Consider the following 25,043-nt stretch of genomic DNA (forward strand, 5'->3'; position numbering starts at 1 on the left):
CATCGCAGGGGGCTAACTTCTAGTTATTCAATGTCTTTTACTGTTCCATTCCATCCGTGAAGACATTGCTCAATAAGATCACCCAGCGAGCGCGGGTACACCTCATGGTTCTTGGCATATTTCTTGAGTTCGTGTAGATCCCACCAACGGTATTCATCGATCACTCGTTGTTCTTCTGGGGTCCAATGAGAATTGCTGAGAGGCTGGGCTTGAACGCGTGCCCAGAAAATTTCTTCGTCTTGGCGAGCAACAAGACTCTTAAAGTCAAATATTGCCTGTCGACGAGCAATGGGCCCAACGAGTTCCTTCTGCTTGAGTTGTATACCGGTCTCTTCGAAGACCTCACGTAGGGCAGCTTCTTGGCTTGTTTCCCCGTCCTCGACTCCCCCGCCAACGGTGAACCACCATGAGCGCGTGGGGTTATCAGCATCGTGTCCTCTTACAAGAAGAACGCGATTTTGATTGTCGATGAGAATTACTCGCGCTGCCTCTCGATGTGGGAAACCTTCCTCATCACGAGGCCACTCTAGAACGCTCACGCGCTCACCCGACGTGCCGCTTGCGAAAGTTCCGTCAACGAGAGGAACTTCTTCCGCGCTTCAACCGCTTTCGTAAGCAGTTCTCGATCGTAAGCATCGCGTGCGGGATCTTCGCGCTTTCTTAAAGGACGCGCATACTCATCAAGACCAATGGCGGCAAGAGAATTCAAGAAGGAATTCATTGCTTTACGGGCTTCTGAACCTGCGCTAGCAGCCCACTTGACAGCATTTCGACGCTGCGCACGGTCAGTAACCATTTGAAGTTCAACAGGAAGCACCCAGCCTTGAACGACATAAGGAGTTAAGCCCTGCTGGATATGTTTTGCTTCACGTGAAGATTGCGTAATTAGATAGATGAACCAACACGTAAAAATAGGAACTTCAATGGTGATATAAGAATGGAACCAACCTCCGATACCGTTATTGCTCGCAAGAAAGTTCCACAGGCCATGGAAGAACACCGCAGTTAGGTAACCGAGTAAGACTCGAACAGTGCTCCACAGTGCGCCATAGCGTCGAATCAAAACAAGTGCGATGGCCATTCCGGTAAAAGAGGTTGCCATCGGGTGAACGAATGGCGAGAGAATCCCGCGTGTAAATACCGTCGTTGTCAGCATAAACGCACCGGAAGAACTGGATCGCAGGAAGTACTGAATATTCTCAATGAAGGCAAACCCGGCACCAACAATGCCACCGCAGATCAGACCATCAAGCCGTGAATTAATGGAATTTCGGCGTGCAAGGATGAAGATGATGACACCAATGCCCTTGAAGAATTCTTCAGCAACCGGTGCAACAAAAACAGAGACGATGACCGCTGCGGAATCTTGATCACCGAGTGTGCGTGCAATATCTAAATTTAAGGTGCTATTCACGACCAACGAAGAAAGCGTTGCGACGCCCGCTCCCCAAATGAAACAGATGAAATTAGATTTCCAACCCTCACGTTCCCAACGATCAAGGTAGCTGAGCACTCCGAGGACAATGACAAGCGGAATTAATGCCAAGGTCGTCATCACTGCTGCGGAGACAACACCGCCCGTACGCACGTACGTCACCATGAGGATGATGACACCGATGGTTCCCAAAATTGTGAAGATAAATTCAAGGAACGGTAAGGAGCGGACACGTTGAGGAATTCGCCATGTCGGAGCTTGTGCGGGGGCTGGGTCGTCAGGACCGAATAGTTCAGCTTCGGTCGTTCTGATCTTCTTCAGCCGATAGTCCTCACCGGGACCTCCCCAACGCGGGTGTGTTTCACTCATTTAATAGCCGTATCCGTCTTCAATGGTGTCGTCATCAAAATCAATTGTCTGAGCCATTGGCGCATGTCCTGCAAGATGTGCCAAGCGTACCCAGCTTCTCTCACGAATCTTATGGGTCTGAGTAACGTAAAGGTTATGCATTGATCGAGCTAATTGGACCTTATAGGAGGCTTGGTCCAGTTCGCGTAGCTCGCGAGACCAGTAATCATCGGCATCAATCTCCTTGCGGAGCTTTGCATTAAGCGCGCTTCGGAGAATTTTTGAAAGTTGCGACTGAATTTCAAAAAATTCGATGACCTTCTCATGCGTTTGGGTGTCGCGGACGCTTGCTTCGCTTGTCCGTCGGTCGAGTCCATCGGCAACAAGAGGAATCATCTGCCGGCGCGCTCTTGTCGAGGCCTCCCGGATCTCTTGAGATTCGTCAGAGGTAAACCCCGGATAGTCAGCGATCCTCTCGCTATAGCGTGCTCGTTCGTCAAGAAGAAGTGCTAGCGAATCCCTCGTCGTTAAAATCCGCCAATGAAGACGGTCAAGTCGTGTTGCAAGAATTGCTGATTGACGCACAAGAAAGGCCAGCGCGACCAAGACAAGAGTCAAGAGGACAAAGGTCAAAGTATTACTCATCGTCTTCGGCCTCGTTCCTGCCACGAATCAGATCAAGAGTTGTCGGGTCCGATGGCTGCGCTTGAGCAGAGGCTAAAACGGTCTGATACAAGGCTAAGACTTGGTCGGTGACCGTATCCCATCCATAACGAGAACTCGCCGCTTCTCCACGGCGTGCAAGCATTGAGAGTTCCTCAGAATCACGAAGAAGTCTAACTAGTTGACGAGCAAGATCCTGACTATTTCCGGTCTCAAATAGCGCGCCTACTTCTCCTTGTTCAAGAACTGCCCTGAAGGCCTCGAGATCAGAGGCAAGTACTGCGCAACCTGCTGCCATCGCCTCGACAAGAACAATTCCGAAGGATTCCCCACCGGTTTGGGGAGCGACATAAATACTTGCTCCCTTCAGAAGCGAAGCCTTCTCTTCATCGCTCACGCCGCCAAGGAACTCGACTGAGTCCCCAAAACGCTCCAATTGTGAGCGGTATTCATGTGCGTTTCCTCGTCCTGCAATAAGAAAGCGGGCACCTGGGATTTCTGCAAGCACCGTTTCGATCGCTGCAGAGAAGACTGGTAATCCCTTCCGGGGCTCGTCAAGACGGCCGAGGAAAACAACGACCGGGCGCTGTAGAGTCGCTTCCCATTCGGGTTTGATCTGAGCCTGCTCGAAGAAATGAGTATCAACCCCATTGGGAATAATGACCGCATCGCCACCATGATGTTCAACAAGCGTCCGGCGTGCTTCTGCTGAAACAGCAATACGGGCCGCAAGTTTCTCCAATAGCGGGTCCAGCGCGGAGGAAGAAACGGAACGAGAGAAGGAATAGTCCAATGCTGCGTGGAAAGTTCCAACAACCGGAATCTCGGCCGCACGTAATGCCAGCATTGAGATAGAGGGAACTTCTGGTTCGTGGACATGAAGAAGATCAAAGTGGCCTTCATCAATCCACCGTTTCGTTCGCATGTTAGCCAAGGGGGTGAAGGAAAGCCGGGCGACTGAACCATTAAAAGGAACAGCAACCGATGAACCGACGGTAGTTATCCACTCGGGCAAGTCATCGGTATTTTTCGCTGGAGTAAGAACACTCACCTCGTGTCCTCGCTTCATAAGCTCCAATGCGAAGTCACGAATATGGAACTGAACGCCACCGGGCACATCCCAGGAGTAAGGGTTAACAATACCGACTCTCACCTATTCTCCTTTCTGTGCCGCGCGCTTACGCGCCCGGGCCAAACGCTCCGGATCTAAATCCTCAACAAAAACTGCTTGCATCATATGCCACTCACGAATCCGACGTTGAAGAATTGGAAGGAGCGCAGTCACCCATTTCTGGGTGAGCTCAGGTACGTCATCATCCTTGACCTGCGGATCGCAGAGATTCTCAGTAACTTCCAAACGCACAAATTCTGGGGTGCCAGAAGCATCAACATCTGACACAACCCCAGCTATAAGCGGGGCATTGAGCGCTCGTGCAAGTGCCGCTGGCCCGGCGGCAACCAAAGCAGACTTGGTACCGAATTCAACCTCAATACCGGTTCCTGAAATATCGCGGTCAGCAAGAAGCGGGATCACAAGGTTATTCCTCCCCTTTGCCCGCTCAACCAAAGAATGAAAAACACTATCTCCAGGTGAAACCCCAATGATCTCCATCCCGACGTCCGTGCGCAGTTTCAGGAAGGCATCAAAAAGCTCAGGAGGATTCAGTTTCTCGGCAACAGTGAGTACGGAAATTCCCCGTGCGCACACAGCCGCACCGACACGATCAAAGGTTCCCGCATGAGGTAAAGCCAAAACAACTGGACCTTCGGCGGCAAGACGAAGGAATTCTTCTGCCTGGCTGAGATCAACACGTGCACGAAGTTTCTCACCGACGCTGCCACCAAAACTCAGCTGCTCAACATAAGCATTGATGTGTGAGCGCACGGCATCTCGAAGCTCGCGTCGCGAAATTTTGCGCCCTAAAACACGCTCATGGTTGGCTCGCATTCTGCGCACGCTGGAACCATTGAGCAGACACATGAGATCGGCTCCACGTCTGCCCAGCCATGTCACGAAGGAGAAAGGTAGACGAGGAACTACTCTGAAAGCCCATACCAAGGCACGCCCTGACATTAGGACTCCTGGGATGAAGGAAGATGCGTTGCTGTGAAATGCACCCGCTGAATAACAGTAACAATCGACGCAAAAGCTACCCAGCACAAACTTGCTGCGAGGAATACTGCGGGTGCGCCCCACCCGTATAGCGCAGCTCCCAACAAAGCAACGATGAGACGGTCAGTCCGCTCGGCAATACCGACCTTTGCGATCACCTCAATCGATTCAGCTCGCGCTCGCGCATAGGACACTGTAGCTGCACCAACGATCGCAATAAGGCCTGCAACGATCGAGACAGTCCTCGATGGTGAGCTTTCCATGCTGAAAATTGCGTAGGCAGTCAAGGAACCGAAGACCGCTCCATCGCCCAGCCTGTCCATTGTTGAATCCAAAAAGGCCCCAAATGGCGATGAGGTCCCACTCATTCGCGCGAGAACACCATCAATCGAGTCGCAGAAAAGGACAACAGCGAGAGCAAGGGCGCCTTGCCAAAGGTAGCCAAAAGGAAAGGTTGTGACAGCAACTGCGATTGTCACAAGGGTTCCGGCAATAGTCACCATATTGGGAGTAATGTGCGCTGCTACGAGCACTCTCGCGACAGGAGTAAAAATAGCTTTCGTTATCGAGCGTCCGTGGTTTCCAAGCACTATTCCTCCGATGATATGGGCCATGCAGCGGCTAGTCGAGCACGAGCATCCTCAAGTAGTTCTGGCACTGCCTTGGTGCGAGCAATGATTGGGAAGAAGTTTGCGTCTCCAGCCCACCGAGGAACGACATGCTGATGAAGGTGGGCAGCAATCCCCGCGCCTGCGACATCTCCTTGGTTCATGCCCAAATTGAATCCAGCGGGATTCGCAGTCGCACGTTCCACACGCATTGCAGTGGCAGTCAAACGACTGAGTTCAATACGTTCTTCGTCAGTAAGCTCCGTGTAGTCGGAGACATGGCGATAGGGGCAGACCAAGAGATGCCCGGAGTTATAAGGGAAGAGATTCATCAGAACGAAACAGCTTACACCGCGATGAACGATGAGCCCCTCTTGGTCTGTGTGCGATGGTGCAACGCAAAAAGGGCACTCTTCCGACGAGGAATCGGCAGGCTTGTGATCGCCATTAATGTAGGCCATTCGATACGGCGTCCATAAACGATCGAAACCGTCGGGAACGCCGGCGAATGCCCGGGAATCCTCTGTCGGAAGAGTGCCACTCATTGTTATCAGTCCTCAGCGCTGGGATCAGCGTTATTGCGGGTCGCGATGTGTTGAGCAATACGCTCAACCGCTTCGTCAACGGGAACTCCATTGAGCTGAGAGCCATCGCGGAAGCGGAAGGACACTGCCTGTGCTTCTTGGTCTTCCCCACCTGCAATCAAAGTGAAGGGGACCTTTTGCTTTGCAGCATTGCGAATCTTCTTACCAAAGCGATCATCGGAGTGATCAACTTCGACGCGAATCCCACGCTCACGCAAACGCTGCGCAACCGTATCAACGTACTCATCGAAAGCCTCGGCAACGGGGACCAGGCGCACCTGCACCGGCGAGAGCCATGCCGGGAAAGCACCGGCATAATGCTCAGTCAGAACACCGATGAAACGCTCAATCGAGCCAAACTTCGCCGAGTGAATCATGACCGGCTCGCGGTGGTTTCCATCGGGAGCAGTGTATTCCAGGCCAAAACGGTGCGGTTGGTTGAAGTCGTATTGGATCGTCGACATCTGCCAGGTACGACCGATGGCATCCTTGGCCTGAATCGAAATCTTCGGACCGTAGAATGCAGCACCGCCCGGATCGGGGACGGTTTGCAAACCGGTCTCTTCGGCGCAGCGACGCAGAATTTCAGTTGCTTCTTCCCACTGTTCATCGGTGCCGATAAACTTATCCTTCTTCTTCCCATCGGTATCACGGGTGGAAAGTTCCAGATAGAAATCGCTCAATCCAAAGTCGCGCAGAAGCTTCAAAATGAAGTTCAAGAGATGCTTAATTTCATCCGCTGCCTGCTCAGGCATCACATAGGAGTGCGAATCATCTTGGGTGATGGAGCGAACGCGAGTGAGCCCCTGAAGAACACCGGACTTCTCATTTCGATACACAGTACCGAATTCGAAGAGACGCAGGGGAAGCTCACGGTACGAACGGCCTCGGCTCCTGAAGATCAGGTTGTGCATAGGGCAGTTCATGGCCTTGAGGTAGTACAGCTGGCCATCATCATCCATCGGAGGGAACATGCCATCGGCGTAGTACGGAAGGTGTCCCGAAGTATGGAAGAGTTCTTCCTTCGAGATGTGTGGGGTACCCACGTAAAGGAAGCCGTTCTCGATGTGAGCCTCCCGCACGTAGTCCTCCATGACGCGCTTGAGCACACCGCCCTTGGGGTGGAAGATCGGCAACCCCGCACCCAACTCTTCTGGGAAGGAGAAGAGATCAAGTTCAGCACCGAGGCGACGGTGGTCGCGTCGTTCCGCTTCCTTGAGTCGTTCTTGGTAAGCGACAAGGTCATCTTTCGAGGCCCAGGCAGTTCCGTAGATTCGCTGCAGCTGGTCATTAGCCTGGTCGCCGCGCCAGTAGGCGGATGAAGACTTGGTCAACGCAAATCCGTTGCCAATGAGTTTTGTCGAAGGCAGGTGGGGTCCACGGCAGAGGTCTTTCCATGCGGTGGTTCCATCACGGCGGACATTGTCGTAAATGGTGAGTTCCGCTCCGCCAACCTCGACGGAGGCGTCCTGCGCTCCCCCACCCTTGGTGCTAATCAGCTCAAGCTTGAAGGGCTGATCAGCAAGTTCTTCGCGTGCTTCTTCTTCAGTGACAACACGGCGTCGGAAAGCCTGGCCTTCCTTCACAATGCGCTTCATGCGTTTGTCGATATCGCGCATGAGCTCAGGAGTGACGGAATCAATATTCCCGAAGTCATAGTAGAAGCCGTCAGTGATGAAGGGGCCAATTCCCAAATTGACATCGGGGAAGATCTCTTGGACTGCCTGCGCCATAACGTGAGTGCAGGAGTGACGCAGGATCTCTAGGCCTGCTGGGGAATTCAGAGTGATTGCTTCAACAGTTGCACCGGCAGGAATTTCGCGGGAAAGATCCCATGCGTTCCCATCAACCGTCATCGCGACGACATCACTGTGGGATTCGTAGTACTGCGTTCCGGTGCAGCCTTCTTCAATTTCGACCGCAACACCATCAATAGTTGCGTTGATAACAGGCACGAGCTGTGCTCCTTCGGGTTCTGGCGTCTTGCGCCATCTCTACCCACTGACTGCACGCATACGATGGCGTGTCAAACGCTCTTTCGAGAATCAGCAGGCTTGGACCCTTCTATCGTAGCCGTCTCATCCCAATGTCACGAACGAAGAGCACGCTTAATTGAGAGCAGATTTCGTAAACCAGCATACAAACGCGGGCGAAGAGGTAGATCCCATGCTCCCGGGACGTCTGTATAGCCCTGCGCAAAACTCAACTTGTATTTCCCGACAGTAAATAGTTCGGGAACCCGAGGTGAGTGAATTCCCATCAAGTCGATACCGCCATTGACGTCAAGCTCAGGTCCCAAGATGATGGCACACTGAACATCAAGTTCAGGCATTGCTCCCAATTTACGGGCCTTCGCGGTCGTTGCGCCGTAATAGCATTCAGCCTGACGGTCATTGATAAGGATCAAATTCCATGCGACCACTTCCCCATCGACTCGAAGCACGAAGAGGCGTGAATGTTCATGGCCAAGGACTTTCAGCATTGTTGAGTACACCTGCGCGGGGTGAGGACTGAAGCCATCGCGCTCGGCGGTCTCTTTCAGTACCTCGTAGTACTCAGTGAAATCTTCCACAGCCTGATCGCGCTCGTCAGCGATCGTTGTTTGAACTTCAGACAAGGCCTTGCGCGAACGCTTAAGCTGACGCCGACCTTCCTTCGTCATATCCCCAAGGATCTTTTCCTCATCACCGCCATAGGAGCGAATGATGACGGTGCGGTCATAGGTAATAATCTGCACGACATCGCGAAGATCAGTGTCATTAAAGATCGCATTCAGGCGAATAAAAACGATCGATGAGTCTTTCTGACGAACATAACGTCCAAGCGCATCACGGAAAGCACGCTCGCGACTTGGTGTGGCCTCCTTAAGCCACACCGGTCCATGTTTAGCCCAAAGGTAGCGCGCACCTCGCATTGAGTACTCGTAGAGCGCAACAAGAGCAATGCGCTTGCCATTTTCTGAATACTCGAAACGTCCCCAGAGCTTACGCCCCTCAACTGCCTCGTACTCTTCCCAAATTGCAGACTGTTCAATGGGCAGAGGAGTTACTCCGGCAGCGCCAATACGCATTTCTTCAGCGGTGATCTCACGAAGCTGTGTATCTGTCATAAGAAAAGTCCCCTTAGAATGAACGGTCGTTCGCTTGAGGGTAGTACCTATGGAACTTTCGGTAGTGATTGAGCTTTTGCAGGTGAAGCGTCAGCGAGCGGCGCAGGTCCGAATCAGCTGAGTAGAAGAGCGGATCGAAACGCTTCCCCCCTCGAATCAAACTACGCACTCGCTGGGCAAGTTCGGGCTCTCGGATGTATCGCAAGAGCAATCGATCAGGAACCATCGAATAGAGGATTTCCTCATTGACTTCTTCAGGGCTATGTTCCTCACCGCGAATAAGATCATCAACCATTGGAATCATGGGGTTATGTCCCGCCGCGGTCATGTACCAAGAGTTCCGCCCGATTCGAGGATTCACTTCAAAGAAGAGCGCGCGACCATCACGGGGATCAATCTTCACATCGAAGTTTGCGAAGCCACGGTAGTCAGCCGCCTCAAGAATGCGTCGAGCATCCTCCCACAACTGAGGAAAGGCCTCGGTAATCATTGCAACGGGATTACCGATCATGGTTGGCGCATGATCTTCCAAGAGGACGCGTGCGGAACCAATCAAAGTCATATGCCCGTGAGAGTCAACATAGGCGGTCACAGAACGCATCTGCGTGTTATCTCCGGGAATCAGTTCCTGAACAATAAAGTCACCGCGGAAGCCAACACGCCCCAAAAGATCCCAGAGGTCGTTGAGTTCCTCTTGACTCTCGACAAACCAGATCTTGCGTTTTCCTTCGAATTCCAAGGCATCGTAATCATTACCGCGCGCGGCTTTTGCCACCACGGGGAAAGCAAACGGAATCTCGGGACGCACTGGAGCCTCGGAAGAAAAATCACGGAAGGACACCACACGCGTCGCCGGCGTAGGCACTCCCAGCTCATCACAGAGCTGAGCAAAGGCACCCTTATCCGTCACGCGATCGATAACGTCCATCGACGGAAATGGGAGTGCGTAATGTTGGCTCAGAGTATCCCAATGACGCGCAACAAATTCAGAATGAAGGTCATGATTTGCAACAAGGACCAGTGCGCGATCCGCATAAGTATCGGCGAGTTTCCCAAGCGTTGCCAGAAGTTCCTCATCGGAAGCATGCGCAACGATCGGCTCAACCCGACAAAAGGCAGAACGTGAGATCGCAACAGTCGGTGCGTGAGACAGCACGATCGAGGTCACGCCATAGGCCTCGTGGAAAGAACGAGCAAGAGCATAAACTCCAAAATCTCCGCCCAAAAGTACAGGCTGCACAACAGGAGCATCGGCCATAGTCATCGCTTCTCTTTCCTCCGGTACAGGTGAACCCCCTCCAGCATAGCGGAAGGGGTTCACGGACACGTCACTACTCGCTCAGACGTTAAAACCAATCGCGCGGAGCTGTTCGCGACCATCGCTTGTAATTCGATCAGGACCCCAAGCGGGCATCCAGACCCAATTGATCAAGACGTCATCCGAGAGCGAAGCCAGTACCATCTGTGCCTGGCGCTCGATAATGTCAGTCAGGGGGCATGCCGCTGAGGTCAAGGTCATGTCAATGACAATTGAGTCATCCGTCGCAACCTTGACACCGTAAACCAAACCGAGGTCAACAATATTGATACCTAGTTCGGGATCGATGACGTCCTTGAGTGCCTCAAGAACATCAAGGCCGGCAATGTTTCCGCCTTCAATGATGTCAGTTCCTTCGACATTGAATACATTCGCCGAGGCCGCATCGGGAGCGGAAGCAGAAGCCTGCTCGGGCGTGGCAGAGCTTGCGACTGCAGAAGGCGCAGGGGCGAAGCGCTGCTCGACAGCATCAGTTTGCGCCATCGGGTTGGAAGAAGTATCCATTACTCGTTTTCTCCTGCAATATCGGTTCCGAGCTGCGCGAGAGCATCGCGCAATGCATACCATCCAAGGAGTGCGCACTTCACACGATTCGGGAACTGTGACGTTCCCTCCAATGCAGCAGCATCACCAAGGAGGTCGAGGGTATCGTCATCCACGCCCAGTCCGCGTGAATGCATCATTTTCTCCATAGCAGCATAGAGCTCACGGACATGCTCCAAATCAGCTCCGCTCACCATGTCTGAGAGCATTGAGAGGGATGCCTGCGAAATCGAGCAGCCATCACCATCCCAGGTCAGTGCCTCGATCTTACCGGAGTCAGACAGAGTGACACCCAGTGTTGTCTCGTCTCCACAAGTCGGGTTCACCTGATGCGATGAGGCTGCAAGGCTTGAGGGATCACCAGTCCCGTGGCGCTCACGCGCATGGTCAAGAATGACCTGCTGATACATCTGTTCAAGGCTTGACATCATTTGCCTCCGAAGTAGAAACGAACCTGTCCTAAGGCCTCAATGAAACGATCAATCTCTTCACGAGTTGTTGTCGGTCCGACGGATGCTCGGGTCGAAGAACGGACTCCAAAGAAGTGGTGCAATGGGATGGCACAATGATGACCAACTCGCACCGCGATGTCCAGTGAATCCAAGACTTGTCCAACATCATGCGGATGCACGCCATCAACGGCAAACGCGACGACACCGATACGTTCTTTATCCGCTCCCGGTCCCAACACGCGAACACCGTCAATTCCAGAGATGCCTTCAAGCATGTAGGAAGTCAGGATGCGTTCGTGCTCAGCAATGCGCGCCATACCGATACCGCTGAGGTATTGAAGAGCGGCACTCCAGCCAACGATCTGAGCGATCGGCTGGCTACCTGCTTCAAAACGCTCGGGTGCAGGCATGAAAGTCGAGGACTCCATGGTGACATTCTCGATCATCGATCCACCGGTCAGAACTGGCGGCAGCTGTGAAAGAAGTTCGCTTCTCCCCCACAGTGCTCCAATACCGGTTGGGCCTAGCATCTTATGCGAGGAAAAGACCGCAAAGTCAACTCCAAGCTCCCTGACATTGACCGGCATATGTGCACTGGACTGACAGGTATCAAGAAGCACAAGAGAGCCGCATTGACGTGCGCGCGAAACGATCGACTCAACGGGAGAAACCGCACCGGTCACATTCGACACATGGGTAAAGGCAACCAGACGCGTGTGTTCATCGATTACCCCAAGAGTCTCACAATCAATCCGGCCATCTTCATGAAGGTCGAGCCAGCGAAGCTCTGTGCCGGTTGCAGCACAGAGTTGTTGCCACGGAACTAGGTTCGCATGATGCTCTGCTCGGGTAATAACAATGTTATCCCCCGCCGCAAGCTTGACAGGTGACGGCTTTACGCCGCTGTCTTGCGTTGCATTTCGCATTGCAAGTGCAACTAGATTAATTGCCTCGGTGGCGTTCTTTGTCCAGATAATTTCATTGGCGCGACCACCAATGAAATCTGCCAGAATCGCGCGTCCTTCTTCGAAGGCAGCAGTCGACTCGTCACCCAGCAGATGCGTCCCACGATGTACTGCACCATTACTGGTGCGGTAGAAATTACTGATCGCATCGATAACTTGCACGGGCTTTTGCGAAGTCGCACTGAAATCGAGATAGGCAATGGGCTTGCCACCGCGGCCGACCCTCCCAAGAATGGGAAAGTCGGCACGCAGTCGCGACAGCTCTTGAAGCGAAAAATCTTCAGTCACCGAGAAAGCTCACTTCTCCAGGTAGGAATCGTAACCATTCTCTTCCAGCTCATCAGCGAGTTCAGGACCACCCTGAGCTGCGACCTGGCCATTGACAAAAACGTGAACGTGGCTGGGCTTGATGTAGCGCAAAATGCGGGTGTAGTGCGTAATGAGCATGACTCCGCAGCCGGTATTGCCATGGACGCGATTAACGCCTTCAGAAACGATGCGGAGCGCATCGACATCCAAGCCAGAGTCGGTCTCGTCAAGGATCGCAAAGGAGGGCTTGAGCAGCTCCATCTGCAGGATCTCGAGGCGCTTCTTCTCACCACCGGAGAAACCAACATTAACGTCGCGTTCTGCGAAGGAAGGATCCATCCGCAGATTCTCCATAGCCTGGTTCACGTCCTTCACCCACTGACGAATCTGGGGGGCGTGACCGTCAACCGCGGTCTTTGCTGTACGCAGGAAGTTCGAAACCGAAACACCAGCAACTTCAACCGGGTACTGCATTGCCAAAAAAAGGCCAGCTTTCGCGCGCTCATCAACGCTCATGTCCAGAATCGAAGCATCATCGAGGTAAGCCTCTCCACTGGTGATTTCATAGGCTGGGTGTCCTGCAAGAGCGTATGCAAGAGTTGACTTGCCCGAGCCGTTGGGGCCCATGATTGCGTGAATCTCACCGGAGTTAATGGTCAGGTTCACGCCCTTCAGAATTTCCTTCGGTCCTTCAGCTGTCTCAACGGATGCGTGAAGGTCTTTAATGGTCAAAGTCGACATTTTTTCTCCTCTTCGGCGCTAGACGCCGCACTGTAGTTGTCGTCCTACTGTCGTGTAGCCTCAGGCGCCAAGAGCGGCGCGTTCCAGTTCCTTCTCAATTGCGTTCATCAGGTGTTCTTGAACCTGTGGAACGCCGATTTGTTCAATAAGTTCGGCGAAGAATCCGCGAACGACCAAACGACGTGCATCAGCTTCGTCGATGCCGCGGCTCATCAGGTAGAAGAGCTGTTCATCATCAAAGCGTCCGGTCGCGGATGCGTGTCCAGCACCGACGATTTCACCGTTCTCAATTTCGAGGTTAGGAACGGAGTCAGCCTTCGCTCCTTCACTCAGTACAAGGTTACGGTTGAGCTCGTAGGTATCGGTTCCATCGGCAGCCTCGCGAATCAGGCAGTCCCCGATCCACACCGAATGTGCGTCCTTCCCCTGAAGTGCACCCTTGTATGTCACGCGGGAGTAACAATTAGGCTGCGAGTGATCAACGAACACTCGGTGCTCAAGGTGTTGTCCAGAGTCGACGAAGTACAGGCCGAGCATGGTCAATTCGCCGCCAGGACCGCGATAATCAGTATCAGAGCAAATACGTACGAGGTCGCCACCAAGGCTAACCACAATGTGGCGAACCTTTGCATCACGGCCAATCGCAATACGGTGATTCGATGCGTGTACGAAGCTGTCGTCCCATTCCTGAATTGAAACGATTGTCAGATCTGAAGCATCGCCTGCCTCAATCTCAACTGTCTGGTTGAGCGCACCTTCGCCCCCGCCTCGGTGATTAATGACAACGGTTGCGGCAGATTGGCTTCCAACACTGACAAGCAGGTGCTGAACGCGGGCATGCTCGTCACCGTCAACGTCGATCATGACGGGGGCAGTGACCTCGGTACGTGGAGGAACAGTGACGATTTGCGCGCGGGTGAAAGCATTCCACGCAACAACCGACGTGCGGTCGCCGGGGGCAAGAACGTTTCCCAGACGAGAATCATCACGTCCAACCTCTTCAACAGTCACTTCAGCAGGTGCGTTCACCTGCAAGCCCAGGGGCTGCGACTCAAAGAAGCTGGGATCAAAAAGTTTTTCAATTCGGCGAAGCGGGGTAAAACGCCAGTCCTCTTCACGCCCGTGAGGGACAGGAATCTCTTCAAGAGAGAAAGAAGTCGGGCGATCGCCTCGGGACGAATGTGCTACGGGTGCTCCCGCTCCGTGAGAATGCGGACGGGCAGCGGTCTCTTGGGTCGTCATCAGCCAACAGATCCTTCCATCTGCAACTCAATGAGTCGGTTCAATTCAAGGGCATATTCCATGGGGAGTTCCTTAGCGATCGGCTCAACAAAGCCGCGGACGATTGTCGCCATCGCCTCGTTCTCATCCAAACCGCGGCTCATCAAATAGAAGAGCTGATCGGCGGAAACCTTAGAAACAGTAGCTTCGTGTCCCATTTCGACGTCATCAGTGCGGACATCGACGTAGGGATAGGTATCAGTACGCGACACCTTATCCACAAGAAGTGCATCACAGAGCACGTTGGACTTCGAGTGACGGGCACGAGCATTGATCTGAACAAGACCGCGGTAAGAAGTGCGACCGCCACCACGAGACACCGACTTCGACACAATCGAAGAGGAAGTGTGGGGTGCCATGTGAACCATCTTTGCACCGGTGTCTTGCTGCTGCCCCGGACCAGCAAAACCAATGGAGAGAGTTTCACCACGAGCATGCTCACCCATAAGGAAGCAAGCAGGGTACTTCATCGTGATGGCGGCACCCATATTGCCGTCAACCCATTCCATTGTGCCGCCCTCATCGACCATTGCTCGTTGAGTCACGAGGTTCAGCACGTTTGTCGACCAGTTCTGCACCGTGGTGTAACGAACACGCGCATCCTTCTTCACGAAAATCTCAATGACACCGGAGTGCAAAGAGTTCTCATCGTAAATAGGAGCGGTACAGCCTTCGACGTAGTGAACGTAGGAACCTTCATCAGCAATAATCAGGGTTCGCTCAAACTGTCCCATTGCCTGAGTGTTGATACGGAAATAGGCCTGAAGAGGAATATTCACGTGCACACCCGGCGGGACGTAAACGAAGGAACCACCAGACCATGCTGCTGTATTCAAAGCAGAAAACTTGTTGTCTCCAGCCGGGACGCACTTACCGAAGTACTCTTCGAAAATCTCTGGATGTTCGCGCAAACCAGTGTCGGTGTCAGTGAAGATCACGCCCTGCTTCTCCAAGTCATCTTGGATCTGCTGGTAGACGACCTCAGATTCATACTGAGCAGCAACGCCAGAAACCAGGCGGTTCTTCTCAGCCTCGGGAATACCCAGACGATCGTAGGTGTCACGAATTTCTTCGGGAAGGTCTTCCCAGTCATTCACCTGACGATCAGTGGGACGCACGTAGTACTTAAAGGCATCGAAATCAACACCCGAAAGATCGGGACCCCACGTCGGCATTGGCTTACGCTCGAATAACTCAAGCGCTTTCAAACGCCGTTCGCGCATCCACTGCGGTTCGTCCTTTACATCAGAGATAAAACGGACAACCGACTCGTTAATACCAAGGGGGACATCTTTCGAATAGTCATCGTTATCGTGCCACCCGTACTCGTATGCGCCGATGGAGCTAATGATCTCATCGTCACTCATCTGAGTAGTTGCCTCGGTGACCGGTGGTGACTGGGTCATATTTTTCCTCGTCAATTCGGTTATTTCAGTGATGCGCTGCTACTTGCGAAGAGCAGCTCGCGCTGCGGGAGAGATGACAGGTGCAGAAACCGGAATATTGGTTGTGCACACGTGTTCCCCTCCCGCAAGTGTTGCAAGTCGTTGAACGTGAACATTGAGCAGTCGCGAAAATGCAGCAGTCTCAGCCTCACACAGCTGTGGAAAGTCACCAGCAACCTGCCTAATCGGGCAATGCCCCTGGCAGAGCTGGACAGCATAGCCGCCGCGACCAATATCGCGAACCGTAGCTGCGTAGCCATCTGCCGTAAGGGCATCTGCAAGGGCTTGTGCCCGCAGCCGCGGGTCGCTACCTGCCTCACGGACCGTAGCTGCATAACGCCTTTCGATTTCTCGAGAGCGAGCCGCAGCAAACGAATCAATCGCTTCTCCCCCGCCAACTTGCCCAAGGTATCCGAGGGCTTTCGAGGCAAGGTCTGAGTAACTTTCAGCAAGTTTTTCGTGCGCCCGAGCAGTGGCGACATAGTGACGCGCGGGACGTCCGCGCCCACGTCGCCCTACCTGTCCCGGTTCGTGCTCAGCAATTTCGTTATCGGAAAGCAAGATGGTGAGGTGACGACGCACCGCGGCGGTCGTCAATCCGAGAATGCGCGCAATTGTCGAGGCGGTTACCGGCCCCTTCTCAACAACAAGGTCACGTACCTGCTGCCGGGTGCGCGCATCACTGCTCTCCACGCTGCCCTCCAAGCGAATTACATTCACAACTCTTGAATCTCATGAAAAAGCATACGCTCTTTATGAAACATTTTCGTTGCGAAATACCGCCCGATTAGCGCGACTCGCATCACAAGTCTTAGGTCCAAGGTCCTTCAGTCAGCGAAGCCATTCAGATGAGAGGCTACGAAGCTTCCAACCGCGACGACGCGCCGCATCTGTTGCAAGAACAGCAGACACAGTTGACGCATTATGCAGGCGCCCATCAAGTGCCGCGGTTACGGCATCATCAAGCCTGACCCACTGGTACTCAAAATCAGCTTCTTCATCCTCGCGGTCAAAAGTTTGACCTGTCGACTCCAGGCCTCGCGCAAGGAAGATTCGAATTGATTCAGACGAACACCCCGGAGAATTGAAGATATCGAGAAGAACGTCCCAGTGTTGTGCTGTCAAATCAGCTTCTTCAGCCAATTCTCTCTGAGCTCCAATCAGCGGGTCTTCGCCCGGAATATCAAGGAGCCCGGCGGGCACTTCCCACAGTTTTGCACGGACTGGATGACGATACTGACGTTCCAGAAGAATTTCCTCATTACCCTCGTCACCGCGCAGCGCAACGATAACCACTGCACCAGGATGCGCCATGTATTCACGAACAATGGGTTGTTCAGAGTGGGTAAGAGTCAGCTCATCACGTTGGATATCAAAGACTTTTCCTTCGAAAACGGTCTGAGACGACACTAAGCGAACAGGGACATGCTCATCTTGAAATTCACTCACGACTCTATTGTCTCTCACTGAGCAGGAGGGAAAACTGAGGTCGCGCCGCTACCGACACCGAAGGAACGGGCACTCGCGTGGGCATCCTTAAGGGCCAAGACTGCAGAAATTGTCCCCTGTGTCGTTCCAACCTGATCGACGGTCGTTGCTGCAACGTTTGCATTGCGTAGGGCACTAATGGTGGAACGGTCACTTGACGCATCGCCAAAAATTACGCCACCAACCGGTGCATTGCCAATCATCTTCGCCAAGCCTTCCCATGATGCTTGCGAAGACAAAGGAGCGGCGGCCGAGGTCTCATTCGCAGACATCGCGTTTGCTCTGGGACCGATGACGACGATTGCCTGTGCGCCCCCCTGAGGATCTTTGGAAATCTTCATAACGGGGGTGTCTCCACCCGTAAGAATTTGCTTAACAAGATCAGGCTCGGATCCAGATTGAGTCAATGACGACACGATTGCCTGCGCAATCACTGCCTCGGCGCCTGCATCTGCTGGCAAACCATTCAAGTGCGAAGCAAGAGGGGTCGACAAGGTACTACGGAAAGTCGCAGAATCAGCGCTCAGCCACGTATTCGTTAGCTCTGCCTCGCCCGAAACCTGCGCGCCAGCCTGTCCGAGGGTTTGACGCATTGAATCAACATCCGCAGCATCTGTTCCCGGCACCGTCACAAGCGCAACCGAAACTCCGTTCAGGGAACCATTGATTCGGCTCTGTGCGAGTTCGGAAACTGCGCGCGCTTCAATCTTGCCGTTGTTCTGTGCCTGGGCAAGCGCCTCGTTTGACGAGGCCGTGGTGGCCTTTGGCGCCAAACCTGAAGAAATTCGCGACTGAAGCGGTCCCGCACCGAGGACAACGCCTAGGCACAGCGCAACAAACACCGCGATCAAAGAAACAATGTGATAGCGAAAATTCACCATGAGATATCTTCCTTAAGCAGTGGGTGCGCCAGCCCAGTTGGCTAGCTCAGAGGTTGCTGAATTCGTCGGGGACCACAGGTGCGAAACCCAATCCCACACTCCGGTAAATAGGTCGTGTCCCCAAGGAGTTGACCAGAGCGCAACACCCATTGAGATCAGAAGGACACATGACAAGAGGAAGAGCGAACCACCGCGGATACGGCTTCGATAAGTAGCACTGACAGCCCGCGCTGGAATCAGAAGATCACCGGCTCGTAAACGGATCAAGAAAGCGGGCGTGACAACCGAACGCGAGAGCTCAAGATAGTCCTCAAGCTCGCGAGCATCTCCCGCGACAACAATCGCGGCCGGATCCATAAAGCTCAAAACGCTGATCGCAACATCAACTGCTGCTGCGGAGAGATCGACCTGGTGATAATCGATCCCCATACGATTGAGACGATCACGCCCCTGATCACCATCATGAGCACGCGGAACAACAATTTCGGCACCGCTGCGCAAGATCCTGTCTGGTACTTCAGTCATATCACCGACGATGATGGCCGGCTTGAGATGCGCACGACGCGCGCGAAGCGCACCACCCTCAACAGCGACCACTATAGGCTGCGTGTCACGGATCCACTGGCGAAGATCTTTCAATTGCTGGCTGGATCGCGGGGAATCACACACCAGAAGAACCTGCTGACCCGCAATCTTTGTTGACAGCTTCGGATAGCCTTCGCCGTGAAGAACCGCAGCGCCTTCGTTTTCTAGGAATGCCGCAGTCGATGCTTCAAAAGCCTGAAGTTGGTCGGAAAGAGTCTGATCAGCATCGGGAAGCTCATCCTCTAGCGGAGAGCGGGAATCGTATCGAGTCCCCTGTGCGATTCGCTTTTCCTTGCATTGAATTTCAGAACCAACGATCCTCACCGTATCGCCATCTTTGAGGGCCCACACATCTGGTCCGCAATCATCAATCAGCACGATACCTGCATCAAGAAGTGCCTGGGGGCCGCGGCTTCGAACACGACCGGTCACTGAAAGTTGTGCATTAATCACAACTCTCGCTCCGCTTTCAATAAGAAGCTCCGCGTCTGCCTGAGTGAGATCGTTGTCCTCAATCAGTAAAAAATCACCGTTGTCGAGCTGAGGAACCTTCTGGTGCAGGTCTCTGGCGATCCATACACGTCCCTCAATCGAGGTAGCATCGCTACCTAAAAATCCTGATTTTTCTTCCGTCACGCCTTCGATTGTGGCATGTCCTGGCCTAGGAGCTCATAAGCATGTCGGCGCGCCGCCTCAGAGTGCGCATCCCCACTCATCATGCGCGCTAGCTCAGCGGCACGTTCTTCACCCTCAAGCACGCGGATCGAGGTTCGGCCATCCAACTTCTCGATGTAGAGATGATGATCAGCATAGGCAGCAACCTGCGCAAGGTGAGTGACGACAATGACTTGATGATGCTCAGCAAGCCGAGCAAGCCGAGCACCAACCTCCACTGCCGTTTTCCCGCCGATTCCCGAGTCGACCTCATCGAAAATGAAAGTGACATCGCTGTCGGACTCCCCCAAAATCACCTCTAAGGCAAGCATGACGCGAGAGAGCTCACCTCCCGAGGCACCCACGCCTAGGGGCCTCGGCGGTGCCTGCGGGTGTGGTTGGAGGAGCATCACAGGGTCTTCAAGACCATGAGACTGTGGGGTGTGTTTCTCCCAATCGACGCTAAAAGAAGCATCAGGCATCGAAAGAGAGTGAAGCTCGCGTGTGACCTTTGAACTAAGCTCTTCTGCCAAAAGTCTGCGCGAACGGGCCAGCGCCTCACCAGTCACAAGTACCTGTTCTTGAGCCTTCTCAAGTTCCTTTTCGACAACCTCTGGACTGTCGTTTTGCGCAGTAAGTACGTCAAGGCGTGAACGCGCGTTCCTCTCCCACTCGAGAAGTGAGGGAATATCACTTGCTCTTCCCTCCATCAGTTGACGCAGCGAGGATCGTCGGGAGTGCAACGCAGCCAAAGCCTCGGGATCGGCTTCAACAGTTGAGAGGTAGTGTGCAAGATCATCGCGGACACTGGCGAGTTCCATTGAGGACTGCTTAAAGCGCTGTCCGATAGAGGCAAGTGCATGGTCCACACGCGCCCCCATTCGAAGCGAATCAAGAGCGCGACCAATCAAATCGAGGATACCGTCGGTATCCTCATCGCCGTCGAGAAACTCAACTGCAGTGCCTACATGACGGCGGAGATCTTCCGTGTTGGTCAGGCGCTGAATCTTCGAAAGGATCTCTTCCTCTTCACCTTCTTGCGGTTTGAGAGAATCAAAAACTGCTAGCGCGCTCGAAAGCTCAGTAATTTCTTCCTGTCGGTCACTCGAAGAGCGCCTTAGCTCACGCAAACGCGAGCTAAGATCGACGGCTTTCTTCCAAGCCGCGCTGTAGTCATTGATCAGTGTCTGGTGCTCGTCTCCACCGTAGGAATCCAGAGCCTCTCGTTGAGCACTCGTCGAGCGAAGACGAAGCTGATCTGATTGACCATGAATAGTAACAAGGGAACCGACGATCCTCGAGAGAGCAGCCGCCGGCATCGCGCGCCCTCCGAGGGCAGCACGCGATCGCCCATTCCTCGGGATTGTCCTCGAAACATAGAGGAGGTCGTCATCGAGCTGCGCGCCCATTTCTTCCAGTTCGTCAGCAAGAGCGCGCGGGACCGAAAACACCCCATCAACACTTCCACGATCAGAGGCATTTTCGTCGCTGCTTTGACGAACGATCTGGGGATCGGCCCGTCCCCCTAAAAGCAAGTTCAACGAGGTGAGAACCATGGTCTTTCCCGCACCTGTCTCTCCGGTCAGCACGGTAAAACGTGGACCGAAATCGACATGAGAGCTTTCGATAACTCCCAGGTTCTCGATATCCAAAGACTCGATCACTTGGCGTTTCCTTCCGGGTTCCTCCATCCACGGACAGGCAGGTTGAACTTCGTCACCAGACGCTCAGCAAAAGGAGTGTGCTCCATTCGAACCAAGCGCACGGGATTTTGCGATACTCGTGCGACCACTGAGGTGCCGGCAGGTGCAATTGTTCGACGAAGACCATCACACCAGACTTCAGGGGCACTCCAATGCTCTTCATTAATCACAACTTCAATCGTTGAGCCGGGACCGACCACGAGCGGTCGGGTGAAAAGCCCGTGTGCCGCAATCGGAGAAATCACAACAGCTTCCGTATCGGGCCACACAACCGGACCGCCAGCAGAGAAAGAGTAGGCGGTCGATCCCGTGGGCGTCGCGAGGATCATTCCATCTGCACCATATGTTGAAACATCCTGGCCATCGACTACCAGCACAAGGTGTACAGGGTGCGCAGGATCGGTGTGCTTCACAACCGCATCATTAAGCGCCCAATCGGTAATAAGATTTTCACCGGGGAGCTTGATGGAAATATCCAAAGTTGAGCGTTTTTCCTCGTGGTACTCCCCCAACGCAAGGCGATGCATCAGAGTAGGAATTGACTCCGGCGAGGCCTCGGCTAGGAAACCCATGTGGCCAGCATTGATCCCGAGCAAGGGAATATTGAAGCGCCGAGCTGATTCGGCAGCCGCAAGGATGGTCCCATCTCCACCCATCGCTAGGACCAGATCAGGCCCATGATCATCGGTGAGATTTTCTGCCTCATCTTCACCAATAACTTCAATTCCAAGTTGCGTGAGCTCACGTACCGCCACTTCAGTTGCGGCAATAGCAGCGGGGCGTTGAACGTGCCGAACCATAAGAATTCTTTTCATGAATACCCCTCTCCCTATGCATTCTTGTGCATGTGAGTGCCAATACCGCGTCCCGCAGGCCCCTCGTCAATGGCTTTTTGAATCGCTTCGGGGATCTCAGAATCCTCAAGAGCTTCAGGATGGTTTGCCCGCATGGAGACAAAATACTCGACATTCCCGGAAGGACCGGGAAGCGGAGATGCTTGAACAGCGGCAATTCCCAAGCCGAGGCCTCGTGCACAGTCGATCACCTGAGTGATAGTTTCGCGGTGATGGTCAAGGTTACGGACAACCCCACCACTACCCAAACGATCTTTTCCAATCTCAAATTGTGGTTTGACCATTAAGAGAAAATCAGCATCGGGCGCGGCAACACTCACAAGCGCGGGGAGAACCAGCGTCAAGGAAATGAAGGAGAGATCGCCAACAACCAGCTCTGGAGCTGGGAGGATGTCGCCGGCCTTCATTAGGCGTACATTCGTTCGATCCATAACTTCGACTCGTGGATCACTCTGAAGACGCCAGGCCAGTTGTCCATAACCAACATCGACGGCAACAACGCTGGATGCACCACGGCGAAGAAGCACGTCAGTAAAACCGCCGGTAGAGGCTCCAGCATCCATGCATCGACGTCCCTGAACAATCGGCGCGTGTTCACCCAATGCATCCAAGGCACCCGCAAGCTTGAAAGCTCCGCGAGAGACATAATCGGGATCATCGCCCTGAGTAATCACCAATGCCTGGGCCGGATCCATTTGACGAGCAGGTTTCTCAACAACCTGTCCATCAAGAAGAACCCGTCTCTGGGCAATAAGTTCTTGCGCATGAGAACGTGAACGGACCATCTTGCGCCGAACGAGCTCAGAATCGATACGCCGTAGTTTCATCAGCTCATGCGTCCTTCTAATTCACTACGAAGGCGTTGATCGAGCTGTCGAAGCAACTCGATCTGCTGCGCGACGGGAAGCTCATCAAAGTTATCAGGCAATGATGAGCCGCCCGCCTCGCCTGCCTCTAAGGACACGATCAGTCGTCCTCTCCGTCAAGATCGCTGGTCTGAGCCAGAAGCTCTTGGAGGTCTTCTTCACCGGGAAGGAACTCTAGGGTTTCACCCACTCCTGAGACGATCTCTTCAGAACTGACACCTACTTCAGATTCTTCAACAGACTCCTCAAGAGCTTCGAAGTAACCTGTAGGATCATCATTAGGTACCACCGTCAAAGTCGGGCAGACAATATCAAGCTCCGAGGGTGAATCCCATGCGGCTGCTGCAAGAGCGCGATAGGAATCCATATTGATAACGGCATCCTCTCGCAACTCGACGTCGTCAAGAGTCAAGTGTCCATCACGACGTAGGCGTGCAACCTGAGAGATACCGCAAGTCCACGTTCCGTCTGCGTGATGTTTGGGTGAAGGATGCTCTTCGAGGAGTCCGCGCATATCCAATGCGAGGTAGCTTGGACGCTGGCCACGAGGCGCACAGATCACTGCACGGGCATCGTGAACACCGGTCAAAACATGGAGCGCAGGGATGCCTGCAGCAACCGCGCCGAGGATATCGGTTTCAAGACGGTCGCCGACTGCAATCGGATTTTCGCTCTCGAGCAGTTCAGCGCCACGCTGGTAGATTCCAGGTTCCGGCTTGCCAGCAGCAATCGGACGCTTGCGAGTTGCATAGCTGACTGCGCGTACTAATGCACCGTTACCCAGTGCGAATCCTCGTTCCTGTGGAAGCGTCGCATCCAAGTTGGTTGCAAAGAACTGAGCACCGCGTTCCAAGGCAAAAGCAGCCTCAGTAAGCTGGGCCCAAGTAACCGAAACATCAAAGCCCTGAACAACTGCAGCAGGCTCATCGTCTGCGCTCTCAACCAAGACATAGCCGGCCTCGCGAAGTGCCTGACGCAGCCCCTCGCCACCAACAACGTAGACCGAGGCACCCTCATCAAGGTGTTCGCTCATCACTGCAATGACATCCATGGCAGAGGTCATAATGTCAGATGGCTGTGCCTTGAAACCAAGCTCATCAAGCTGAGCAGCAATCATCTCGGGGGTACGTGAAGCGTTATTGGTGACAAACCCAATCTTCAGACCTGCTTCACGAGCTTCCTCGGCTGCCTGTGCGGCATGTTCGATTGGAAGCTTGCCAGCGTAGGCAGTGCCATCCAGGTCTAAGAGGGCTGCATCAAAATTGGTGTACAGAGCGCCCTTCGAGCCTTTGAGAGGTGAGCGACGATCATCCACATCAGCATCTGCAAAGAGGCCAACATCGACGATATCCGGGTCCTCTTCCTCTTCCGGAATTTCAGCTTCTACCTGAGCTGCTTCTTCTTCACGTCCAAGTTCACGAAGACGATCTGCCTTGACTGACATGAGACGGCGAAGGAATTCAGGATCTGCATCCGAGCCGAGTGCAGCAATCGCATCGTCAACAATGACAAGGCCAACTTCATTTTGTCCCAGATCCGCACGTGCACCGGAGGAAACAAGCACAAGTTCAACTTGTTCTGCAAGATCCAGCTGGGAAGTATCAGTCTGGTCGATAATTTCGATGGCGCGCTCGGGGCGTCCCAATCCGCGTTCGCAGTCTGCTTCGATGGCGCGCAAGGAAAGATCACCGCGGAGGCGTCGCATAGCGCGTACCTCGCGCAGCGCTTCCTCATAGTGGCCGGCGGCGTAAGCAGTCAGAGCCGAGGCCTCGCGCACGACGTCGACGCGTCCCGCACGTGATGCTGCCGCTTTTGCGTGTTTGTACGCAAGCTCGGGATCCAGGTCAATCAGCTGGCCTGCCATCACGAGGTGGCGGGCGACGATATCGCGATTGATTCCAGAAAGCGTAGAGAGTGCGCGCAGCGCATCTTTATCAAGTTCTTCAGCGGAAACGCCTGCGGGAATCGTAGGTTCGTCACCATTGGGAGCAGTGTATTCATCGCGCGAACGCGGTGCACTCGAACGCTGAGTGTCACGGAAATTACGTCCTCCGCGCTGGTCACCACGCTCGTTACGGTCAAAACGACGATCCGAACG

General features: G+C 53.7%; 25 protein-coding genes. All 25 read right to left on the minus strand.

All coding sequences use genetic code 11. The annotated features are described in order from the left end of the window. Window positions 1-23 precede the first annotated feature (23 nt). Window positions 24-539 (minus strand): NUDIX hydrolase, encoded by a 516-nt coding sequence (locus tag ADG72_RS06855; RefSeq protein ID WP_048713723.1) that lies wholly within the window; start codon window positions 537-539, stop codon window positions 24-26. Beyond that, the gene (locus ADG72_RS06860; RefSeq protein WP_048713726.1) at window positions 536-1,804 is read right to left on the minus strand and encodes a PrsW family intramembrane metalloprotease; all 1,269 of its coding nucleotides are present in this window, start codon (window positions 1,802-1,804) and stop codon (window positions 536-538) included. Before ADG72_RS06860 ends, ADG72_RS06855 begins: the two co-directional genes overlap by 4 nt. Next, window positions 1,805-2,428: a hypothetical protein gene (locus tag ADG72_RS06865; RefSeq protein WP_048713729.1), complete on the minus strand. Its 624-nt coding sequence runs from the start codon at window positions 2,426-2,428 to the stop codon at window positions 1,805-1,807. Then, the gene (locus ADG72_RS06870; protein ID WP_048713732.1) at window positions 2,421-3,599 is read right to left on the minus strand and encodes a glycosyltransferase family 4 protein; all 1,179 of its coding nucleotides are present in this window, start codon (window positions 3,597-3,599) and stop codon (window positions 2,421-2,423) included. Before ADG72_RS06870 ends, ADG72_RS06865 begins: the two co-directional genes overlap by 8 nt. Then, the gene (locus ADG72_RS06875; RefSeq protein WP_048713735.1) at window positions 3,600-4,520 is read right to left on the minus strand and encodes a lipid A biosynthesis lauroyl acyltransferase; all 921 of its coding nucleotides are present in this window, start codon (window positions 4,518-4,520) and stop codon (window positions 3,600-3,602) included. Further along, the gene (gene pgsA, locus ADG72_RS06880) at window positions 4,520-5,149 is read right to left on the minus strand and encodes a phosphatidylinositol phosphate synthase (RefSeq protein ID WP_048713737.1); all 630 of its coding nucleotides are present in this window, start codon (window positions 5,147-5,149) and stop codon (window positions 4,520-4,522) included. The genes ADG72_RS06875 and pgsA overlap by 1 nt, the downstream gene beginning before the upstream one ends. Beyond that, window positions 5,149-5,712 carry an HIT family protein gene (locus tag ADG72_RS06885; protein WP_048713740.1) on the minus strand — a complete coding sequence of 188 codons (564 nt, stop codon included), beginning with the start codon at window positions 5,710-5,712 and terminating at the stop codon, window positions 5,149-5,151. The genes pgsA and ADG72_RS06885 overlap by 1 nt, the downstream gene beginning before the upstream one ends. A 5-nt stretch (window positions 5,713-5,717) precedes the next feature. After that, complete coding sequence (thrS, locus tag ADG72_RS06890) at window positions 5,718-7,706, minus strand: threonine--tRNA ligase (protein ID WP_048713743.1); 1,989 nt, start codon at window positions 7,704-7,706, stop codon at window positions 5,718-5,720. Window positions 7,707-7,840: 134 nt separating this feature from the next. Further along, window positions 7,841-8,860: a lipid II:glycine glycyltransferase FemX gene (locus tag ADG72_RS06895; protein WP_048713746.1), complete on the minus strand. Its 1,020-nt coding sequence runs from the start codon at window positions 8,858-8,860 to the stop codon at window positions 7,841-7,843. Between the two features lie 13 nt (window positions 8,861-8,873). Further along, window positions 8,874-10,124, minus strand: a complete 1,251-nt coding sequence (locus tag ADG72_RS06900) for a carboxylate--amine ligase (RefSeq protein WP_048713749.1) — start codon at window positions 10,122-10,124, stop codon at window positions 8,874-8,876. Window positions 10,125-10,199: 75 nt separating this feature from the next. Next, window positions 10,200-10,682, minus strand: a complete 483-nt coding sequence (locus ADG72_RS06905; RefSeq protein WP_048713752.1) for a metal-sulfur cluster assembly factor — start codon at window positions 10,680-10,682, stop codon at window positions 10,200-10,202. After that, entirely contained in the window at window positions 10,682-11,149 is a 468-nt protein-coding gene (gene sufU / locus ADG72_RS06910; RefSeq protein ID WP_048713755.1) for a Fe-S cluster assembly sulfur transfer protein SufU, read from the minus strand. Before sufU ends, ADG72_RS06905 begins: the two co-directional genes overlap by 1 nt. Continuing rightward, window positions 11,149-12,426, minus strand: a complete 1,278-nt coding sequence (locus ADG72_RS06915) for an aminotransferase class V-fold PLP-dependent enzyme (RefSeq protein ID WP_048713757.1) — start codon at window positions 12,424-12,426, stop codon at window positions 11,149-11,151. The genes sufU and ADG72_RS06915 overlap by 1 nt, the downstream gene beginning before the upstream one ends. Window positions 12,427-12,435: 9 nt before the next feature. Then, entirely contained in the window at window positions 12,436-13,188 is a 753-nt protein-coding gene (gene sufC / locus ADG72_RS06920; RefSeq protein WP_009409518.1) for a Fe-S cluster assembly ATPase SufC, read from the minus strand. A gap of 60 nt (window positions 13,189-13,248) precedes the next feature. Beyond that, window positions 13,249-14,430, minus strand: coding sequence for a Fe-S cluster assembly protein SufD (gene sufD, locus ADG72_RS06925; protein ID WP_048713760.1), 1,182 nt, complete (start codon window positions 14,428-14,430; stop codon window positions 13,249-13,251). Next, window positions 14,430-15,875 (minus strand): Fe-S cluster assembly protein SufB, encoded by a 1,446-nt coding sequence (gene sufB, locus ADG72_RS06930; protein ID WP_048713763.1) that lies wholly within the window; start codon window positions 15,873-15,875, stop codon window positions 14,430-14,432. Before sufB ends, sufD begins: the two co-directional genes overlap by 1 nt. Window positions 15,876-15,914: 39 nt before the next feature. Next, a complete protein-coding gene (locus ADG72_RS06935) occupies window positions 15,915-16,607 on the minus strand; it encodes a helix-turn-helix transcriptional regulator (RefSeq protein WP_009409521.1) in 693 nt (230 codons plus the stop codon). 138 nt (window positions 16,608-16,745) lie between these two features. Continuing rightward, complete coding sequence (locus tag ADG72_RS06940; protein WP_239667690.1) at window positions 16,746-17,363, minus strand: NUDIX domain-containing protein; 618 nt, start codon at window positions 17,361-17,363, stop codon at window positions 16,746-16,748. A 14-nt stretch (window positions 17,364-17,377) separates the two neighbouring features. Then, on the minus strand, window positions 17,378-18,283 hold the full coding sequence (locus tag ADG72_RS06945; RefSeq protein WP_048713770.1) for a copper transporter: 906 nt from the start codon (window positions 18,281-18,283) through the stop codon (window positions 17,378-17,380). Between the two features lie 12 nt (window positions 18,284-18,295). Then, window positions 18,296-19,504, minus strand: a complete 1,209-nt coding sequence (gene steA, locus ADG72_RS06950; RefSeq protein WP_048713771.1) for a putative cytokinetic ring protein SteA — start codon at window positions 19,502-19,504, stop codon at window positions 18,296-18,298. Further along, window positions 19,501-21,186 (minus strand): DNA repair protein RecN, encoded by a 1,686-nt coding sequence (gene recN, locus ADG72_RS06955; RefSeq protein ID WP_048713775.1) that lies wholly within the window; start codon window positions 21,184-21,186, stop codon window positions 19,501-19,503. Before recN ends, steA begins: the two co-directional genes overlap by 4 nt. Beyond that, on the minus strand, window positions 21,183-22,040 hold the full coding sequence (locus ADG72_RS06960; protein ID WP_048713777.1) for an NAD kinase: 858 nt from the start codon (window positions 22,038-22,040) through the stop codon (window positions 21,183-21,185). Before ADG72_RS06960 ends, recN begins: the two co-directional genes overlap by 4 nt. 14 nt (window positions 22,041-22,054) lie before the next feature. Beyond that, on the minus strand, window positions 22,055-22,906 hold the full coding sequence (locus tag ADG72_RS06965) for a TlyA family RNA methyltransferase (protein WP_048713780.1): 852 nt from the start codon (window positions 22,904-22,906) through the stop codon (window positions 22,055-22,057). Continuing rightward, window positions 22,906-23,043 carry a hypothetical protein gene (locus ADG72_RS08710; protein WP_192831731.1) on the minus strand — a complete coding sequence of 46 codons (138 nt, stop codon included), beginning with the start codon at window positions 23,041-23,043 and terminating at the stop codon, window positions 22,906-22,908. Before ADG72_RS08710 ends, ADG72_RS06965 begins: the two co-directional genes overlap by 1 nt. A 2-nt stretch (window positions 23,044-23,045) precedes the next feature. Continuing rightward, on the minus strand, window positions 23,046-25,043 hold a 1,998-nt coding region (locus ADG72_RS06970; protein ID WP_048713782.1), incomplete at its 5' end, for an HAD-IIA family hydrolase.

Source organism: Trueperella pyogenes (assembly GCF_001070855.1).
GTDB classification, from domain to species: Bacteria; Actinomycetota; Actinomycetes; order Actinomycetales; family Actinomycetaceae; genus Pauljensenia; species Pauljensenia pyogenes_A.

Coding starts and splice junctions, on each gene's coding strand:
- ADG72_RS06900 (WP_048713749.1), bottom strand. CDS start 10,124: ATGACTATGGCCGATGCTCCTGTTGTGCAGCCTGTACTTTTGGGCGGA.
- ADG72_RS06945 (WP_048713770.1), bottom strand. CDS start 18,283: ATGGTGAATTTTCGCTATCACATTGTTTCTTTGATCGCGGTGTTTGTT.
- ADG72_RS06905 (WP_048713752.1), bottom strand. CDS start 10,682: ATGGATACTTCTTCCAACCCGATGGCGCAAACTGATGCTGTCGAGCAG.
- ADG72_RS06865 (WP_048713729.1), bottom strand. CDS start 2,428: ATGAGTAATACTTTGACCTTTGTCCTCTTGACTCTTGTCTTGGTCGCG.
- ADG72_RS06895 (WP_048713746.1), bottom strand. CDS start 8,860: ATGACAGATACACAGCTTCGTGAGATCACCGCTGAAGAAATGCGTATT.
- ADG72_RS06885 (WP_048713740.1), bottom strand. CDS start 5,712: ATGAGTGGCACTCTTCCGACAGAGGATTCCCGGGCATTCGCCGGCGTT.
- sufC (WP_009409518.1), bottom strand. CDS start 13,188: ATGTCGACTTTGACCATTAAAGACCTTCACGCATCCGTTGAGACAGCT.
- ADG72_RS06860 (WP_048713726.1), bottom strand. CDS start 1,804: ATGAGTGAAACACACCCGCGTTGGGGAGGTCCCGGTGAGGACTATCGG.
- ADG72_RS06875 (WP_048713735.1), bottom strand. CDS start 4,520: ATGTCAGGGCGTGCCTTGGTATGGGCTTTCAGAGTAGTTCCTCGTCTA.
- sufU (WP_048713755.1), bottom strand. CDS start 11,149: ATGTCAAGCCTTGAACAGATGTATCAGCAGGTCATTCTTGACCATGCG.
- ADG72_RS06965 (WP_048713780.1), bottom strand. CDS start 22,906: ATGAAACTACGGCGTATCGATTCTGAGCTCGTTCGGCGCAAGATGGTC.
- sufB (WP_048713763.1), bottom strand. CDS start 15,875: ATGACCCAGTCACCACCGGTCACCGAGGCAACTACTCAGATGAGTGAC.
- sufD (WP_048713760.1), bottom strand. CDS start 14,430: ATGACGACCCAAGAGACCGCTGCCCGTCCGCATTCTCACGGAGCGGGA.
- ADG72_RS06960 (WP_048713777.1), bottom strand. CDS start 22,040: ATGAAAAGAATTCTTATGGTTCGGCACGTTCAACGCCCCGCTGCTATT.